Source organism: Xanthobacter pseudotagetidis (assembly GCF_043194795.2).
GTDB classification, from domain to species: Bacteria; Pseudomonadota; Alphaproteobacteria; order Rhizobiales; family Xanthobacteraceae; genus Xanthobacter; species Xanthobacter tagetidis_A.
Map to the genome: position 1 here is coordinate 501,709 of NZ_CM195534.1, position 15,769 is coordinate 517,477.

17 protein-coding genes are annotated in these 15,769 nt (G+C 69.7%); 8 read left to right on the forward strand and 9 right to left on the reverse strand.

What is annotated here, in order from left to right:
* The 6 genes from ybeY (at position 1) to trmB (ending at position 5,863) form a co-directional block, all read left to right on the forward strand.
* The gene (gene ybeY / locus V5F67_RS02295) at positions 1-519 is read left to right on the forward strand and encodes an rRNA maturation RNase YbeY (RefSeq protein ID WP_394021447.1); all 519 of its coding nucleotides are present in this window, start codon (positions 1-3) and stop codon (positions 517-519) included.
* 23 nt (positions 520-542) lie between these two features.
* Positions 543-1,511, forward strand: a complete 969-nt coding sequence (locus V5F67_RS02300; protein ID WP_394021446.1) for a hemolysin family protein — start codon at positions 543-545, stop codon at positions 1,509-1,511.
* Between the two features lie 119 nt (positions 1,512-1,630).
* Positions 1,631-3,175 (forward strand): apolipoprotein N-acyltransferase, encoded by a 1,545-nt coding sequence (gene lnt / locus V5F67_RS02305; protein ID WP_394021445.1) that lies wholly within the window; start codon positions 1,631-1,633, stop codon positions 3,173-3,175.
* 101 nt (positions 3,176-3,276) lie between these two features.
* Positions 3,277-3,684 (forward strand): helix-turn-helix domain-containing protein, encoded by a 408-nt coding sequence (locus V5F67_RS02310; RefSeq protein WP_394021444.1) that lies wholly within the window; start codon positions 3,277-3,279, stop codon positions 3,682-3,684.
* Between the two features lie 108 nt (positions 3,685-3,792).
* Positions 3,793-4,986, forward strand: coding sequence for a methionine adenosyltransferase (gene metK, locus V5F67_RS02315; protein WP_394021443.1), 1,194 nt, complete (start codon positions 3,793-3,795; stop codon positions 4,984-4,986).
* Between the two features lie 172 nt (positions 4,987-5,158).
* The gene (gene trmB / locus V5F67_RS02320) at positions 5,159-5,863 is read left to right on the forward strand and encodes a tRNA (guanine(46)-N(7))-methyltransferase TrmB (protein WP_394021442.1); all 705 of its coding nucleotides are present in this window, start codon (positions 5,159-5,161) and stop codon (positions 5,861-5,863) included.
* A 60-nt stretch (positions 5,864-5,923) separates the two neighbouring features.
* Here the strand turns inward: trmB and V5F67_RS02325 are convergent, their stop codons facing one another.
* The 9 genes from V5F67_RS02325 to hemE all read right to left on the reverse strand — a co-directional run bounded on the left by V5F67_RS02325 (position 5,924) and on the right by hemE (position 13,955).
* Positions 5,924-6,799, reverse strand: a complete 876-nt coding sequence (locus V5F67_RS02325) for an NAD-dependent epimerase/dehydratase family protein (RefSeq protein ID WP_394021441.1) — start codon at positions 6,797-6,799, stop codon at positions 5,924-5,926.
* 252 nt (positions 6,800-7,051) lie between these two features.
* Positions 7,052-7,927, reverse strand: coding sequence for a lyso-ornithine lipid O-acyltransferase (gene olsA, locus V5F67_RS02330; protein WP_394021440.1), 876 nt, complete (start codon positions 7,925-7,927; stop codon positions 7,052-7,054).
* A 61-nt stretch (positions 7,928-7,988) separates the two neighbouring features.
* Positions 7,989-8,363 (reverse strand): Fur family transcriptional regulator, encoded by a 375-nt coding sequence (locus V5F67_RS02335; RefSeq protein WP_394021460.1) that lies wholly within the window; start codon positions 8,361-8,363, stop codon positions 7,989-7,991.
* 144 nt (positions 8,364-8,507) lie between these two features.
* Positions 8,508-8,987, reverse strand: coding sequence for a ribosomal protein S18-alanine N-acetyltransferase (gene rimI, locus V5F67_RS02340; protein WP_394021439.1), 480 nt, complete (start codon positions 8,985-8,987; stop codon positions 8,508-8,510).
* On the reverse strand, positions 8,984-9,667 hold the full coding sequence (gene tsaB / locus V5F67_RS02345) for a tRNA (adenosine(37)-N6)-threonylcarbamoyltransferase complex dimerization subunit type 1 TsaB (protein WP_394021438.1): 684 nt from the start codon (positions 9,665-9,667) through the stop codon (positions 8,984-8,986). Before tsaB ends, rimI begins: the two co-directional genes overlap by 4 nt.
* A 130-nt stretch (positions 9,668-9,797) precedes the next feature.
* Complete coding sequence (locus V5F67_RS02350) at positions 9,798-10,358, reverse strand: NifU family protein (RefSeq protein WP_394021459.1); 561 nt, start codon at positions 10,356-10,358, stop codon at positions 9,798-9,800.
* 443 nt (positions 10,359-10,801) lie between these two features.
* Positions 10,802-12,073, reverse strand: coding sequence for a transcription termination factor Rho (gene rho / locus V5F67_RS02355; RefSeq protein WP_394021437.1), 1,272 nt, complete (start codon positions 12,071-12,073; stop codon positions 10,802-10,804).
* A gap of 363 nt (positions 12,074-12,436) precedes the next feature.
* Positions 12,437-12,862, reverse strand: coding sequence for a protoporphyrinogen oxidase HemJ (gene hemJ / locus V5F67_RS02360; RefSeq protein ID WP_394021436.1), 426 nt, complete (start codon positions 12,860-12,862; stop codon positions 12,437-12,439).
* 52 nt (positions 12,863-12,914) lie between these two features.
* Positions 12,915-13,955: a uroporphyrinogen decarboxylase gene (gene hemE, locus V5F67_RS02365; protein WP_394021457.1), complete on the reverse strand. Its 1,041-nt coding sequence runs from the start codon at positions 13,953-13,955 to the stop codon at positions 12,915-12,917.
* 350 nt (positions 13,956-14,305) lie between these two features.
* On the opposite strand from hemE, the gene V5F67_RS02370 reads away from it, so the two are divergent.
* A complete protein-coding gene (locus V5F67_RS02370; protein ID WP_394021455.1) occupies positions 14,306-15,151 on the forward strand; it encodes a pyruvate, water dikinase regulatory protein in 846 nt (281 codons plus the stop codon).
* A 6-nt stretch (positions 15,152-15,157) separates the two neighbouring features.
* Positions 15,158-15,763: a Maf family protein gene (locus tag V5F67_RS02375; protein WP_394021435.1), complete on the forward strand. Its 606-nt coding sequence runs from the start codon at positions 15,158-15,160 to the stop codon at positions 15,761-15,763.
* Positions 15,764-15,769 lie beyond the last annotated feature (6 nt).

Consider the following 15,769-nt stretch of genomic DNA (forward strand, 5'->3'; position numbering starts at 1 on the left):
ATGTCCGCTTTGCCCGCGCCCCGGAACGAGGCCGCCGTCGCCATCGACGTGCTGGTGGAGGCGGACGGCTGGTCCGCCGTTCCGGATGCCGAGGCGGTGGCGCGGCGCGCGGCGCAGGCCGCTCTCGATGCCTGCGGGGACGAGGTTCCCACCCCCTGCGAGCTTGCCGTCACCCTCACCGACGATGCCGCGATCCGGGTGCTGAACCTTGAATGGCGCGGCATGGACAAGCCCACCAACGTGCTTTCCTTCCCCCAGGCCGACCTGCCTGAGGGGGTGGACGCGCCGCAGCCGCTCGGCGACGTCATCGTCGCCTTCGAGACGCTCAAGGCCGAGGCGGAAGCGGAAGCCAAGGCGCCGGCGCATCATCTGGCCCATCTGGTGGTGCACGGCACGCTGCACCTGATGGGCTATGATCACCTTGAAGACGACGAAGCAGAGGAAATGGAGGCGCTGGAACGCAGCATCCTCGCAGGCCTCGGGATCGACGATCCCTACCGCCTGCCGCAGGACGGATGACGTTCGAAGGCGAAGAAGGACCCATGTCAAACACTGACCAGCCGACCGAGACCAGCTCCGCGGAGCCCCAGAGTTTTCTCGATCGATTGCGTGCCCTCCTCGGCACGTTCCGTCCGCACGGTTCCCTGCGCACCGACCTGCAGGAGGTGCTCGGAGCGACGGAGGCCGCCGAGGAGGAAAGCGAGTTCACCGCCTCCGAGCGCAAGATGCTGCGCAACATCCTGCACCTGAGGGATGTGGGCATCGGCGACATCATGGTGCCGCGCGCCGAGATCGTCGCGGTGCGCAAGGACATCAGCCTGGGCGAGCTGCTGAAGGTGTTCGTGAGCGCGGGCCACTCCCGCCTCGTGGTCTATGACGACACCCTCGATGACCCCGTGGGCATGGTCCACATCCGCGACCTTCTGGCGGTGCTGGCGGCCGGCGTCATGGACGAGGCCGACAGCAAGCTGGATCTCGGCGCGGTGAATTTCGACCGCAGCCTGGAGGATGCCGGCCTGGTGCGGCGCCTGCTCTACGTGCCGCCTTCCATGCCTGCGGTGGACCTCCTGGTGTCCATGCAGGCGGCGCGCACCCATCTTGCCCTCGTGATCGACGAATACGGCGGCACGGACGGCCTCGTCTCGATCGAGGACGTGGTGGAGGAGATCGTCGGCGAGATCGAGGACGAGCACGACGAGGCGCCGGAGACGCTGCTCACGCGGCAGGACGACGGCAGCTTCCTCGCCGACGCCCGCACGCCACTGGAAGCGGCCGTCGAGGTGCTCGGGCCCGACTTCGCGTCCGAGGAGGCGCTGGAGGAGGTGGACAGCCTCGGCGGGCTGCTGGTGATGATCGCCTCGCGCGTGCCGGTGGAGGGCGAGGTGATCGCGCTGCCCGGCGGCTTCGAGGTGGAGGTGCTGGAGGCCGACCCGCGCCGGGTGAAGAAGCTGCGCATCATTCCCCCGCGCCCGGATGGGGGCGAGCACGCCGCGGCGCCTGATCCGGCGTGACGGGGACCGGCGCGCCATCGGCGCCCGCCAGGCGCGGGCCCGGATTCGCGCAGCGCCTGCTGCCGCTCCTCGCCGTTCCCGCGCGCGTGCGCCATGCCGACGGCCGGGCGCGGCTGGCGATGGCTTTCCTTGCGGGCGCCTTCGGGGCGCTGGCCATGCCGCCGCTCGGCGCCTGGCCGGCGCTGGCGGTGAGCTTTCCCGTGCTGGTGCTGCTGCTGGACGGAGCGCATGGCGCTGGCCGGATGACGTCACGCCTTCGCGCCGCGGGAAGCGTCGGCTGGTGGTTCGGCTTCGGCTATTTCCTCGCCTCCCTGTGGTGGATCGGCGCCGCCTTCCTGGTGGAGGCGGACGTGTTCGGCTGGCTGCTGCCGTTCGCGGTCATCGCCATGCCGGCGGGGCTCGCGCTCTTCATGGCGCTCGGCGCGGCGCTGGCGCAGCTGCTGTGGAGCCGGGGGCCGGGACGGGTGTTCGCCCTGGCGGCCGGCTTCACCACGAGCGAATGGCTGCGCGGCCACGTGCTTACGGGATTTCCCTGGAACACCTTCGGCTATGCCGTGGCGCAGGACCCGGCGCTGATGCAGAGCGCGGCGCTGGTCGGGGTCTACGGCCTCACCTTCTTCGCGCTGCTCTTGTTCTCCGCGCCGGTGCTGCTGCTCAGGCCGCGCCGGGCGGCGCTCGCCCTGGCCGGCGGCGCGGCGCTGATCCTGGTCGCGGCCGCCCTGTGGGGCGAAGCGCGCCTCGCCACTCATCCCGCGGTGCCGGTGGACGGGGTGCGCCTTCGCATCATGCAGCCGAACCTGGCGCAGGACGCGAAGTTCGCCTACGGGCGCAGCAAGGACATCCTCGCCCGTTACCTCGCCTTGAGCGCCCAGCCTTCGGCCTCCTATCCGCAGGGCCTGAAGGACGTCACCGTCCTGGTCTGGCCGGAATCGGCCTTCCCCTTCATCTACGAGCGCGAGCCCTGGGCGGCGGAGGCGATCGCCGCCGCGCTGCCGGCGAACGTCACCCTCGTCACCGGCGCGGTGCGATACGACACCCCGCCGAAGGGACAGGTCTCGCCCTTCTTCAATGCCATCCGGGTGATCGACCACGAAGGGCAGGTTCTGGCGAGCACCGACAAGGTCCATCTGGTGCCGTTCGGTGAATACTTGCCGTTTCAGGCAGCTCTCGAAGAACTGGGCCTGGAACAACTTACCCGTGTACGCGGTGGATTTTCTTCAGGTGCGGTCCTGAGCACGCTCTCGGTGCCTGGCCTGCCGCTGGCCGCGCCCCTGGTCTGCTATGAAATTATCTTTCCGGGAAAGGTGATTCCGCCCGGTCCACGGCCGGGACTCCTGCTCAACGTGACCAACGACGCGTGGTTCGGAAGTACTCCCGGCCCCTACCAGCACTTCGCACAGGCGCGTCTGCGGGCGGTCGAGGAGGGCCTGCCGCTGGTGCGCGCGGCGAACACCGGCCTCTCCGCCATCGTCGATCCACTGGGACGTATCGTCGCAGGCTCCCAATTGGGAGAGGAGACGCTGGTGGACGGATGGCTTCCTCAGCCTTTGAAAACGGTTCCCGCCGCCGCCACAGCCGGCGGGCTGATCCTGATTTGTCTCATTTTATCTGGATTTGTCGCGTCGCAAATTCTATCGCAACCCCGGTTTGCACGCAGAAGTTGATCGACGCTCGCACGTTGTGTGCCTATGTTCGCCACCAATCAGGGCAGCCTTCGCGATGCGAAGTAGTGCGTATTCTCTTTTCCGACGTAGCCGGGGAGACCATGGCCAAGAAGGCGCCTAATCCTATCGACAAGCATGTGGGCGCGCGCGTGCGCATGCGCCGCATGATGGTTCAGATGAGCCAGGAGAAGCTGGGCGAACACCTCGGCATCACCTTTCAGCAGATCCAGAAATACGAGAAAGGTACGAACCGCATCGGGGCCAGTCGTCTTCAGCAGATTTCGACTGTGCTGGGCGTGCCCGTCGCTTTCTTCTTCGAAGGCGCGCCGTCGGTCGGACCGGAAGTCGACGGCGTGACGGAAAGTCATTCTCCGGCCTACGTCGCCGACTTCCTCGCCACCTCGGACGGGCTCGCGCTGACGCGCAACTTCATGCGCATCTCGGATGCCAAGGTGCGGCGCAAGATCGTCGACCTCGTCACCGCCATCGCCGGAGAGCAGGAGGCCTGATCCGTTCGTTTTGACGAACGGATTCCGCGCCTTGATCTTGACCGGTCAATCCCGCGCTGCGAAAACGGCGGCATCGCCTCGCGGCGCGGGCGCAATTGGGGTCACGACATGGCACGCCAAAACTACCTGTTCACCAGCGAATCGGTTTCCGAAGGCCACCCCGACAAGGTCTGCGACCGCATCTCCGACGAGGTGGTGGACCTGTTCTTCGACACCGCGCTGAAGGAAGGCATGGACATCTCCCAGGTGCGCGTCGCCTGCGAGACCCTCGCCACCACCAACCGCGTGGTGATCGCCGGCGAGACCCGCGGCCCCTCCTCCATCACCGAGGACGCGATCGTCGAGGTCGCCCGCAAGGCGGTGAAGGACATCGGCTACGAGCAGGAAGGCTTCCACTGGGAGAAGTCGGACGTGGAGGTGCTGCTGCACGGCCAGTCCGCCGACATCGCCCAGGGCGTCGACATCGCCGGCAACAAGGACGAGGGCGCCGGCGACCAGGGCATCATGTTCGGCTACGCCGTGCGCGAGACCCCTTCGCTGATGCCGGCCCCCATCTTCTACGCCCACAAGATCCTCAAGGACCTCGCGGAGGCCCGGCATTCCGGCGCCGCCAAGCAGCTCGGCCCCGACGCCAAGAGCCAGGTCACCGTCCAGTATGAGGGCGGCAAGCCCGTGGGCGTGACGCAGATCGTGCTCTCCACCCAGCACCTCGACGAGAGCATGACCTCGAAGGACGTGCAGGACCTGGTCGAGCCCTACATCCGCAAGACCCTGCCGGCCGGCTGGATCACCGACGCCACGGTCTGGCACGTGAACCCCACCGGCAAGTTCGTCATCGGCGGTCCGGACGGCGATTGCGGCCTCACCGGACGCAAGATCATCGTCGACACCTACGGCGGCGCGGCGCCCCACGGCGGCGGCGCCTTCTCGGGCAAGGACCCGACCAAGGTCGACCGCTCGGCCGCCTATGCCGCGCGCTACCTCGCCAAGAACGTGGTGGCGGCGGGGCTTGCCGACCGCGCCACGATCCAGCTCGCTTATGCCATCGGCGTCTCCGACCCGCTGGCGGTCTATGTGGACCTGCACGGCACCGGCCAGGTGGACGAGGCCAAGGTGGAGAAGGCGCTGCGCGAGGTCATGAACCTGCGCCCGCGCGGGATCCGCGAGCATCTCGGCCTCACCAAGCCGATCTATGCCCGCACCGCGGCCTACGGCCATTTCGGCCGCGAGCCCGATGCCGACGGCGGCTTCTCCTGGGAGAAGACCGACCTCGCCGACGCGCTGAAGACCGCGCTCGCCTGAGCGTCCCTTAATCCGAACGCACCATGGCCGGGCATCGCCCGGCCATGGTCGTTTCAGGGCCCCGTGGAGCCGCCGCGGGCGGGACCGACACGACAAATCCCGTCTTTTTTCCTATGTCGTCCCGCCATGCCGTCCCGTGCGGCGACCACCGACGCCCCGTGTCCGACCAGCCATGCCGACCCGAGACCGACACACCACCGACGCCGAGCCCCGCAGCGCCTTCTTCGGCCGGCGCGTGGGCAAGACGCTGCGCGGCCAGCAGCAGGACGCCATCGCCCGGCTGCTGCCGGAACGCCGCTTCGCACTTGAAGACTCGGGCGATCCGGCGGCCCTGTTCGCGCACCGCCCGAACGAGATCCGGCTCGAGATCGGCTTCGGCGGCGGCGAGCATCTCATCGCCCATGCGGCGCGGCGGCCCGAGGCCGGCTTCATCGGCGTCGAGCCGTTCCTGAACGGCATGGCGCGCATGCTGGTGGACCTGGACCAGGCGGGACTCCGCAATGTCCGCGTCATCGACGTCGACGCGGCGCTGGTCCTGGCGCGCCTGCCGGCGGGCAGCCTTGCCGGGGTGGACCTGTTCTATCCCGACCCGTGGCCCAAGCGGCGGCACTGGAAGCGGCGGTTCGTCAATCCGGACAATCTCGGTCTCATCGCCCGCGCCCTGGCGCCGGGCGCCGAGTTCCGCTTCGCCTCCGACGTGCCGCATTACGTCGGCTGGACGCTGGCCCAGGTGCGCCGCCATGGCGCCTTCCGCTGGAGCGCGCGCACGGCGGCGGACTGGATCGAGCCCTATCCCCACTGGAGCGGCACCCGCTACGAGCAGAAGGCGCGCGCGGAAGGGCGCACGCCCACCTACCTCACCTTCGTGCGGCGGTAGGACAGGCCCGCTTCCGCGCCCCGCCGCCATTCCCCGGCTTCGCGGTGAGGCGCTCCCGGCTCAGGCCGCGCCCTCGCCGGCCGCCAGCAGCGCGGCGAGCCCCTCGCGATAGGTCGGATGGGCCAGCGCCACGCCGAGCTCGCCCCGGAGCCTCGCGTTGGAGACGCGCTTGTTGTTGTCCCAGAAGCTCAGCGCCATGGGGCTCATGGCCTTGGCCGCTTCGGCGAACGGCACCAGATCCGGCGCCGGCAGGCCCAGCAGCGCCGCGGCGTGGAGGATGGGGGCGCTGGAGGCGGCGGGCGCGTCGTCGGTGACGTTGAGCACGCCCGAGAAGCGCCGCTCCACCACCGCGAGGACGGCGCTGGCGATGTCGTCCACATGGATGCGGTTGAACACCTGGCCCGGCTTGTCGATCGCCCGCGCCTCGCCGGCCCGCACCTGCGCCAGCGCGTTGCGGCCGGGGCCGTAGATGCCGGCGAGCCTGAGCGCCGCCACCGGGATGCCGGCCCGCTTGCCGAAATCGAACCAGGCCGCCTCCGCCTCCAGCCGGCGCACCAGGCGCGGGCTGTCGGGGCGCGGCGCGGTCGCCTCGTCCACCCAGGCGCCGTCATGGTTTCCATAGACGCCGAGCGTGGTGAGATAGACCACCTGCGACAGGCGTCCCGCCGCGAGCGCCGGCCCGGCCGCGCGCAGCACCGGGTCGCCGGCCTCGTCCGGCGGGGCGGAGGCGACGAGCACATCGGCCTGCCCCAGCGCCGCGGCCAATTCCGGCGAAAGCGCCTGCCCGTCGAACACGAAGCCCTCCACGCCCGGCGGCATGGCGCCGGCCTTGTCGGGCGTGCGGGCGGTGCCGATCACACGGGAGAAGGCGCCAGGATGGAGCGCCACCAGGTGGCGCGCGCAATAGCCGAAGCCGAGGGCGGCGAGGGTCGTCATGACCCGGTCTTGCCCGAGCGGGCGGCCGGAGGCAAGGCCGGCCCTTCCCACCGGCGAGCCGCCGGGCGCATCCCGGCGCTCCCCGCTCGGCCATCCCTCCCCCTTGCGGGGAGGGGCAGGGGTGGGGGTGTCCGGAGATAGAGCGCCTCAGAAGCCGCACGGCGGCGCGACCCCCCGCCCCCTCACCCCTCCCCACAAGGGGGAGGGGAGCCGCGCGGCGGCGGCGGAACAATGCCGAGGGCCGGGCCCGGTCTAGCCGCCGCGCCCCGCGAGGCCGGCGGCGCGGAGCGCGCGCACCGCTTGCTCGGCATCGCGGGTGACCTGCTTGCGGTCGTGGGCGGCGTCGAGCACCAGCGGCACGCCGAAGCTCACCTCCACGTCGATGGCGCCGTGGCGCAGCACGTCGAGCAGGTGGGGGGCGAGCTCCATGTCGCCGAACCAGGCCGCCGCCGGCCGGTGCTGGCGCCCCATGGGCAGGCCCTGGAGCCGCACATAGGCGATCGCCATGGGCTGAACGGCGACCGCCTCGGCCGCCGCCACCGCCTCGCGCACCGCCCCCACCAGCGCGGTGCGGAACGGCAGCACGCGGTTGCCGTCGGAGGAGGTGCCCTCTGCGAACAGCACCACCGGGTCGCCCTCGTGCAGGCGCTCGGCGATCTCGCGGTTGACGCTGCCGGTCGCCTGCCGGCGCTGGCGGTCGACGAACACGGTGCGCTGGAACCTGGCCAGCAGGCCCACCACCGGCCAGCCCGCCACCTCGCTCTTCGCCACGAAGAACAGCGGCGTCAGCGAGCCCACCACGGGGATGTCGAGCCAGGAGGCGTGGTTGGAGAGCAGCAGCAGCGGCCTGTCCGCCGCCGGCGCGCCGATCAGGCGCACCCGCACGCCGATCAGGCGCAGCAGGATGCGGTGGTAGAGCACCGGGATATGCCGGCGCAGCGGCAGCCCCAATCTCAGCGCCGCCCACTGGATGGGAAGCCCGACCGCCGTCACCATCAGCACCACGGCGAGGATCAGGCCGATGCGCAGGCGCGTGAGCCAGCGCGCCAGCGCCGGGCTGTCGGGGCCCAGCGCGAGAGCTTCCGCCGGCTGGGCCGGCGCATGCGGATCGGGAGCGCTCTCGGTCATCGGGGTGTCCGGGGAGGCAGCAAGGTGTGGCGCGGCATGAAGAGGAGGCGCGGGCGCCCGCTCACTCCTCGTCCAGGGGCACGGCATAGAGCTCCAGGCGGTGACCCACCAGCTTGAAGCCGAGCCGGCGCGCCATCTCCTCCTGCAGGCGCTCGATCTCCTCCGAGCGGAACTCGATCACCCGGCCGGAGCGCAGGTCGATGAGGTGGTCGTGGTGCTCGTCGGGCATCTGCTCGTAGCGGGCGCGGCCGTCGCCGAAGTCGTGGCGCTCGATGATGCCGGCGTCCTCCAGCATCTTCACGGTGCGGTAGACGGTGGAGATGGAAATCTTGTCGTCGATGGCCGCGGCGCGGCGGTACAGCTCCTCGACGTCGGGATGGTCGGCCGCGCCCGAGAGCACGCGGGCGATCACCCGGCGCTGCTCGGTCATGCGCATGCCCTTGGCGAGGCAGGCCTCCTCGATCACGCTGATCTTGTCATTCAAGGGCGGCACCTCCGCATGCCGGCGACAGACCGCCTTATCGCTTTCCCCCGCACCCGCCGCAAGGGGCGGGGGAAAGCGGGGCGCGGGCCGGCCGGCTCAGAAATCCAGGCGCAGCAGCAGCGCATCGGCGCCGGCGCCGGAATAATAACCCTTGCGGCGCCCCACCTGGACATAGCCGAGGCGGCCATAGAGCGCGAGCGCGGCGGCGTTGCCTTCCTCCACCTCGAGGAAGGAGGTGGTGACGCCCTCCGCCGCGAGACGCGCCAGGTGGCGGCGCAGCAGCGCGCCGCCGAGGCCGCGCCCGCGGCGGTCGGTGCGCACGGCGACGGAGAGGATCTCCGCCTCCGGCGCCACCACGTGGGAGACCACGAAGCCCATGGGCGCGCCGCGCGGTCCCTCGCTCACCACGTGCGCGCGCACGGCGCGCTCGGCGATCAGGCGCTCGAACTCCGCGCTGTCCCAGCCGTGGCGGAAGGCGCGGGCATGGATCTGCGCCAGCGCGCCGGCATCGGCGGCGACCGCCTCCCGCACCGCCGGCGGGCGCGGCGGGAACAGCCGTTCGATCAGGCTCCTCATCGGCGGGCGATGCGCGCTTTGTCCTGCGGCTTGGCGTCGGGCGGGCGCAGATAGAAGGGCCGCGGCTCGGCCACGGCGGGATCGGCGACCGCGCCGAGGCGCGCCACCCAGGCGATGTCGGGGGCGGCGGCGAAATCCACGGAGACGGGAGGCTGCTCCCCGGGGGGCCAGGCGTCGGCGATGAGGGCGGCGCCGGAGCCGACGAGCCGCGCCGGGCCGATCGCCACCGCCCGCGCCGCGTCGCGCACGGTGGTGGCGCGCGGGGCGATGAGGGTGCGTCCGCTGGCGCCGAACATCTGCAGGAAGACGTTGCCGTGCCGGGCGTCGATGGCCGCCACCACCGGCAGGGTGTCGTCGGTGGCGAGGAACGGGGCGGCGAGCGCGGCGAGCGTGGTGATGCCCGCCACCGGCCGGTCGCAGGCGAGGCCGAAGCCGCGCGCCGCCGAGATGCCGACGCGCAGGCCGGTGAAGCTGCCCGGCCCGACGGTGACGGCGAACCGGTCGATATGCTCGAAGTCGAGCCCGGCGGAAGCCATCACGCGCTCCACCATGGGGATCAGCGCCTCGGCATGGCCGCGCTCCATGAGCACGCTGTCGCCGGCGACCACCGTGTCGGTGTCGGCGTCGAGCACCGCCACGGAACAGGCGGCGAGCGCGGTATCGATGGCAAGCACAAGCATTAAGGGGCGCCCTTGATCGCCCCTCACGATTGACCGGAAACGGCGCCGACGGAAGGGGTTGGCCGGTGCTTACCCTTTCTCAAGGTTAATGCGCGCGGGCAAGCCCCGGTGCGCGCAGGCGGCGAACCGCTCAGACCGGGCGCACCTCCACGACCTCGGGCACGAAGTGCCGCAGCAGGTTCTCGATGCCGTTCTTCAGCGTCGCCGTGGAGGAGGGGCAGCCGGAGCAGGAGCCCTTCATGTTGAGGAACACCACGCCCTCCTTGAAGCCGCGGAAGGTGATGTCGCCGCCGTCATTGGCCACCGCCGGCCGCACGCGGGTCTCCAGCAGCTCCTTGATGGTGGAGACGATCTCGGCGTCGTCCGCGGCGAAGAACTCGTCGCCGTCCTCGTGCGTCGCCGCGACGCCGTCCGCCACCACGGGGGCGCCGGAGAGGAAGTGCTCCATGATGGCGCCGAGGATGGCCGGCTTCATGTGCGGCCATTCGCCCTTCGCCTTGGTGACGGTGACGAAGTCCGAGCCCAGGAACACGCCGGAGACGCCGTCCACCTCGAACAGGCGCTGGGCCAGCGGCGAGCGGGCGGCATCGTCGGGCGAGCGCACCTCCAGCGTCCCCTGACCCAGCACGGAACGGCCGGGCAGGAACTTCAGGGTCGCCGGGTTCGGCGTCGCTTCGGTCTGGATGAACATGGCGAACGTCCTGGAATCGAGGGGTGCGGCCATCGCCGCTCTTCATCCCTGAAGATAGGCGCTCGACCCGCCTGCGGAAAGGCCGCCCCTACGCAATTGTCCCGGATTGACACGGGTCCCGGGCGCCGCGCGAACGGCGATGGAACGGAACGGGAGCGAATCGCTGCGCGCGGGATGTTGCGGCTTTGTCCCGGCAAACGGACCCCGCGCCGGGAAAGCCCTCTCCGCGGCGGGGAGAGGGTTGGGCGAGGGGCGGGGACGCCGGGATAGCCGCATGCGGCCGTCGCCCTCCGGCTTGACCGGAGGGCCCATCCGCGGGCGGGCAGAGGATTGGAGATCCATGGGTGCTCCGGTCAAGCCGGAGCACGACGGGGCGAAAGGCCGGCCCTCTCCCTGAGGGAGAGGGAGCCGCGTCGGGCCGGGGCAGGGCCGACCCGCCCGCCTCAGGTGTTCATGGAATCGAAGAAGTCCTGGTTGGTCTTGGTCTGCCGCAGCTTGTCCAGCAGGAACTCGATGGCATCCACCGTGCCCATGGGATTGAGGATGCGGCGCAGGACGTACATCTTCTTGAGCGTGTCGGCCGGGACCAGCAGCTCCTCCTTGCGGGTGCCGGAGCGGGTGATGTCGATGGCCGGGAACACGCGCTTGTCGGACACCTTGCGGTCGAGGATGACCTCGGAATTGCCGGTGCCCTTGAACTCCTCGAAGATCACCTCGTCCATGCGCGAGCCGGTCTCGATCAGCGCCGTGGCGATGATGGTCAGCGAGCCGCCTTCCTCGATGTTGCGCGCCGCGCCGAAGAAGCGCTTGGGGCGCTGGAGCGCGTTGGCGTCCACGCCGCCGGTGAGCACCTTGCCGGAGGACGGCACGACGGTGTTGTAGGCGCGGCCCAGGCGGGTGATGGAATCCAGCAGGATCACCACGTCGCGGCCGTGCTCGACCAGGCGCTTGGCCTTCTCGATCACCATCTCGGCCACCTGGACGTGGCGCGAGGCCGGCTCGTCGAAGGTGGAGGAGACCACCTCGCCCTTCACCGAGCGCTGCATGTCAGTGACTTCCTCCGGCCGCTCGTCGATGAGCAGCACGATCAGGAAGCACTCCGGGTGGTTGGCGGTGATGGACTTGGCGATGTTCTGCAGCAGCACCGTCTTGCCGGTGCGGGGCGGGGCGACGATGAGCCCGCGCTGGCCCTTGCCGATGGGCGCCACGATGTCGATGATTCGCGGCGAGAAGTCCTTCTTCGTCCCCGTGGGCTCGTCGTGCTCGAGCCTCAGGCGCTCGTCCGGATAGAGCGGCGTCAGGTTGTCGAAGTTGATCTTGTGGCGCGCCTTCTCGGGGTCCTCGAAATTGATCGTGTTGACCTTGAGCAGCGCGAAATAGCGCTCGCCCTCCTTGGGGGAGCGGATCTGGCCCTCGACCGTGTCGCCGGTGCGAAGCCCGAAGCGGCGGATCTGGGAGGGGGAGACGTAGATGTCGTCCGGACCGGGCAGATAATTGGCCTCGGGGGAGCGCAGGAAGCCGAAGCCGTCCTGGAGCACCTCCACCACGCCTTCGCCGATGATCTCGGTCTCGGTGGCGGCGAGCTGCTTGAGGATCGCGAACATCAGCTCCTGCTTGCGCAGGGTGCTGGCGTTCTCCACCTCGTTCTCCTCGGCGAAGGCGAGCAGCTCGACCGGGGTCTTGGACTTGAGGTCTTGAAGTTTCACTTCCCGCATATGGGAAAGCCTCGATATGTCTTGAGATTTCCCGGCCCGATCGGGGATTGATCGCGGCCGGCGTGTCTGGATGGACGGGGGATCGCAGGTCTTCAGGGAGAGCCGGGCGGGAGCTTTCACCTGACGCGCCAGCCGGCCCCATGACGGGATCGAAGCTTGAGGAGGCGCGTTTGCCTGCGTTGAGGAAAGCAGCGCGAAGATAGGGGGCTCAATTCCGCCGCGCAAGCCCTCCTAAAGGGCGATCCGATCAAACTCAATCCGCCCGGCGGGGGAATCTCCCCCTAACGCGATGAGGAAGAACGCGTTATCCGGTCCCCTGGCGGTGCGAGCTGATCGGCGCGTGCTCTAGCGTCGCATGCGACATCAAAACGGTTTGACCACCACCAGGATCACGATACCGATCATGAGCACGGTCGGCACCTCGTTGGCGATGCGGAAGAAACGCTGCGGCCGCGTGTTGCGGTCCTGGGCGAAGTCCCGCACCCAGCGCGACAGGAAGCCGTGCATGGCCGACATGGCGAGCACCAGCGCGAACTTGGCGTGGAACCAGGGCGCCATGTACCACCCGCCCTCGTAGGCGAGCCACAGGCCGGCGAGCCAGGTGACCGCCATGGCCGGGTTGATGATGGCCTTCAGCAGCCGGCGCTCCATCACCTTGAAGGTCGCCGACTGCGCCGAGCCCGTCTCGGCGGCGCAGTGATAGACCATCAGGCGCGGCAGATAGAGCATCCCCGCCATCCAGGAGATGACGGCGATGACGTGCAGCGCCTTGATCCAGTCGTAGAGCATCCCTGTCCCCGCAAGTCACAGGCGCACGGAAGGCCTTTGGAAGGCCTCGTTCTCACAGCGCGCGGCGCACGCCTTCCACCAGCTTTTCCACATGCTCGACCGGGGTTTCGGGGCGGATGCCGTGGCCCAGGTTGAAGATGTGGCGCACGCCCAGGAAATCGCTGCGGATGCGGGCGATCTCCTCCTCCAGCGCGGCGCCGCCGGCGATCAGCCGCAGCGGATCGAGATTGCCCTGGAGCGCCACGGTGTCGGACAGGCGGGCGCGGGTGGAGCGCCGGTCGGCGGTCCAGTCGAGGCCGATGGCGGCGATGCCGGTGTCGGCCATGCGCTCCAGCGCCTCGAGGTTCGCGCCCTTCGGGAAGGCGATCACCGGCACGCTTGGATAGCGGCCCGCCAGCGCCTCGGCGATGCGCGCCATGGGCCGTGCGCACCAGCGCTCGAACGAGACCGGATCGAGCACGCCCGACCAGGTGTCGAAGATCTGCACCGCGTCGGCGCCGGCCTCGATCTGCGCGCACAGATGGGCGATGGAGGCGTCCACCAGCCGGTCGATGAGCTGCTGGAACAGGGCCTCCTCGCGCAGCGCCAGCAGCCGGGCAGGCGCCTGGTCGTCGGTGCCGCGGCCCGCCACCATGTAGGTGGCGACCGTCCAGGGCGCGCCGCAGAAGCCGATCAGCGCCGTCTCGTGCGGCAGCGCCGCCCGTGTCAGCGCGATCGCCTCATAGACCGGCTCGACCTTGGCGCGGTCGAGCACGGGCGCCAGCGCCGCGACGCCGGCGGCATCGCTCACCGGGGCGAGGCGCGGGCCCTCGCCGGCCTCGAAGGTGAGGTCGATGCCGAGCGCGTGCGGGACCACGAGGATATCGGAGAAGATGATCGCGGCATCGAAGCCGAAGCGCCGGATCGGCTGCAGCGTCACCTCGGCGGCGAGCTTCGGCGTGTAGCACAGGTCCAGAAAGCCGCCGGCATTGGCCCGAACCTCCCGGTATTCCGGCAGATAGCGCCCGGCCTGGCGCATCATCCAGAACGGCGGCGGATCGAGCGGCTCGCCGCCCAGCACTTTCAGGAAGCGCGATTGCGTGGCGCGCGGCAGGGTCATCCCCATCCCTTCAAAAATGAGAGTCTATTTTTAAAAGAGAGTCTTTGGAGTCTTAGGGGTTGATTAACCATTCGCAGGGCCGTCGACAACCGATCCACAGGCCGACATGGGATCGCACCCCGACTTGGTGCATGTGCGAAGCCGGCGAAGCACCGGTTAATGAAGGGTTAACGCCCACCATCCGAACGGCGTCCACATCCGCCCACAGGTCCCGCTCCGGAGCTGTCCTTTCGGGTCCGATTGTGGATGGCGATGCCCGTTCTCCACGCACTTGCCTTCGCGGGCGCAAGCGGGCATGGCTTCTCAACAGGCTTTCACAGGACCGGTGGACAAGCGTGAGCGCATTGAAATCGCCCAGCGAGAGCTACTTTCACCTGCATCTGGTGTCCGACGCCACCGGCGAGACGCTGATCAATGTGGGCCGCGCCGCCTGCGCGCAATATGCCAACGTGCTGCCCATAGAACACGTCTACCCCCTGGTGCGTTCCATGAAGCAGCTGGAGCGGGTGCTGTCCGAGATCGAGAGCAATCCCGGCATCGTGCTCTACACGCTGGTGGACAAGGAGATTCGCGAGCGCCTCAAGAGCCGCTGCCGCGAGCTCGGCGTGCCGTTCATGTCGGTTCTGGCGCCGGTGGTGCAGCTGTTCCAGTCCTATCTCGGCGGCGAGCCGACGCCGCGCATCGGCGGCCAGCATTCGCTCGACGCCAGCTATTTCAAGCGCATCGACGCGCTGAACTTCACGGTGATGCACGACGACGGCCACATGACCGAGGACCTGGAGGCGGCGGACGTGGTGCTGCTGGGGGTCTCGCGCACTTCGAAGACGCCGACCTCCATCTATCTCGCCAACCGGGGCATCAAGACCGCCAACATCCCGCTGGTGCCGAACGTGCCGCTGCCCAGCAACATCGAGAGCCTGAAGGCGCCCCTGGTGGTGGGCCTCGTCGCCAGCGCCGAGCGCATCGTCGAGATCCGCCAGAACCGGCTGCTCGGCCTCAATGCCGGCAGCAGCAGCACCTCCTACACCGACCGCGAGGCGGTGTCGGAGGAGATCAATTTCTCGCGCCGCCTGTGCGCCCGCAACGGCTGGCCGCTGATCGACGTGACGCGGCGCTCCATCGAGGAGACCGCCGCCACCATCGTCGCCTTGCTTGCGGAGCGACGGCGCCGCGCCATCGCGGAGACCTGATTTCCCATGACCTTATGGCGCGGCGAGCAGCCGCTGATCCTGGCGTCGAAAAGCGCGACGCGGCTCACCCTCCTGGTCCATGCCGGCCTGCCGGTGGAGACGGTGGCCGCCGACGTGGACGAGCGCGCGGTCGAAGCGGAGGCGGGAGACATCGAGCCGGCCCAGGTGGCATTGCTGCTCGCGCGGGCCAAGGCGCTCGGCGGGGCCAAGGCGGCGCCCGGCCGCATCGTCGTCGGCGCCGACCAGACGCTGGCGCTGGGGCCGGAGATCTTCCACAAGCCACGCACCGTCGAGGCCGCCCGCGATCAGCTCAAGCGCCTGTCGGGCCACACCCACGCGCTGCACTCGGCGGTGGCGGTGGCGTTCGACGGCGCGATCGTGTTCGACGCGGTGGTGAGCGCCTTCCTCACCATGCGGACGCTTTCGGACGACACGCTCGACACTTATCTGTCCGCCGCCGGCCAGCGGGTGCTCACATCGGTCGGTGCCTACCAGCTGGAATCGGTGGGCGTGCATCTGTTCACCCGCGTGGACGGCGACCACTTCACCATCCTGGGGCTGCCGCTGCTCCAGCTGCTCGCTTTCTTCCGCGAGCAGGGGCTTCTGCCGTGAGCGCGG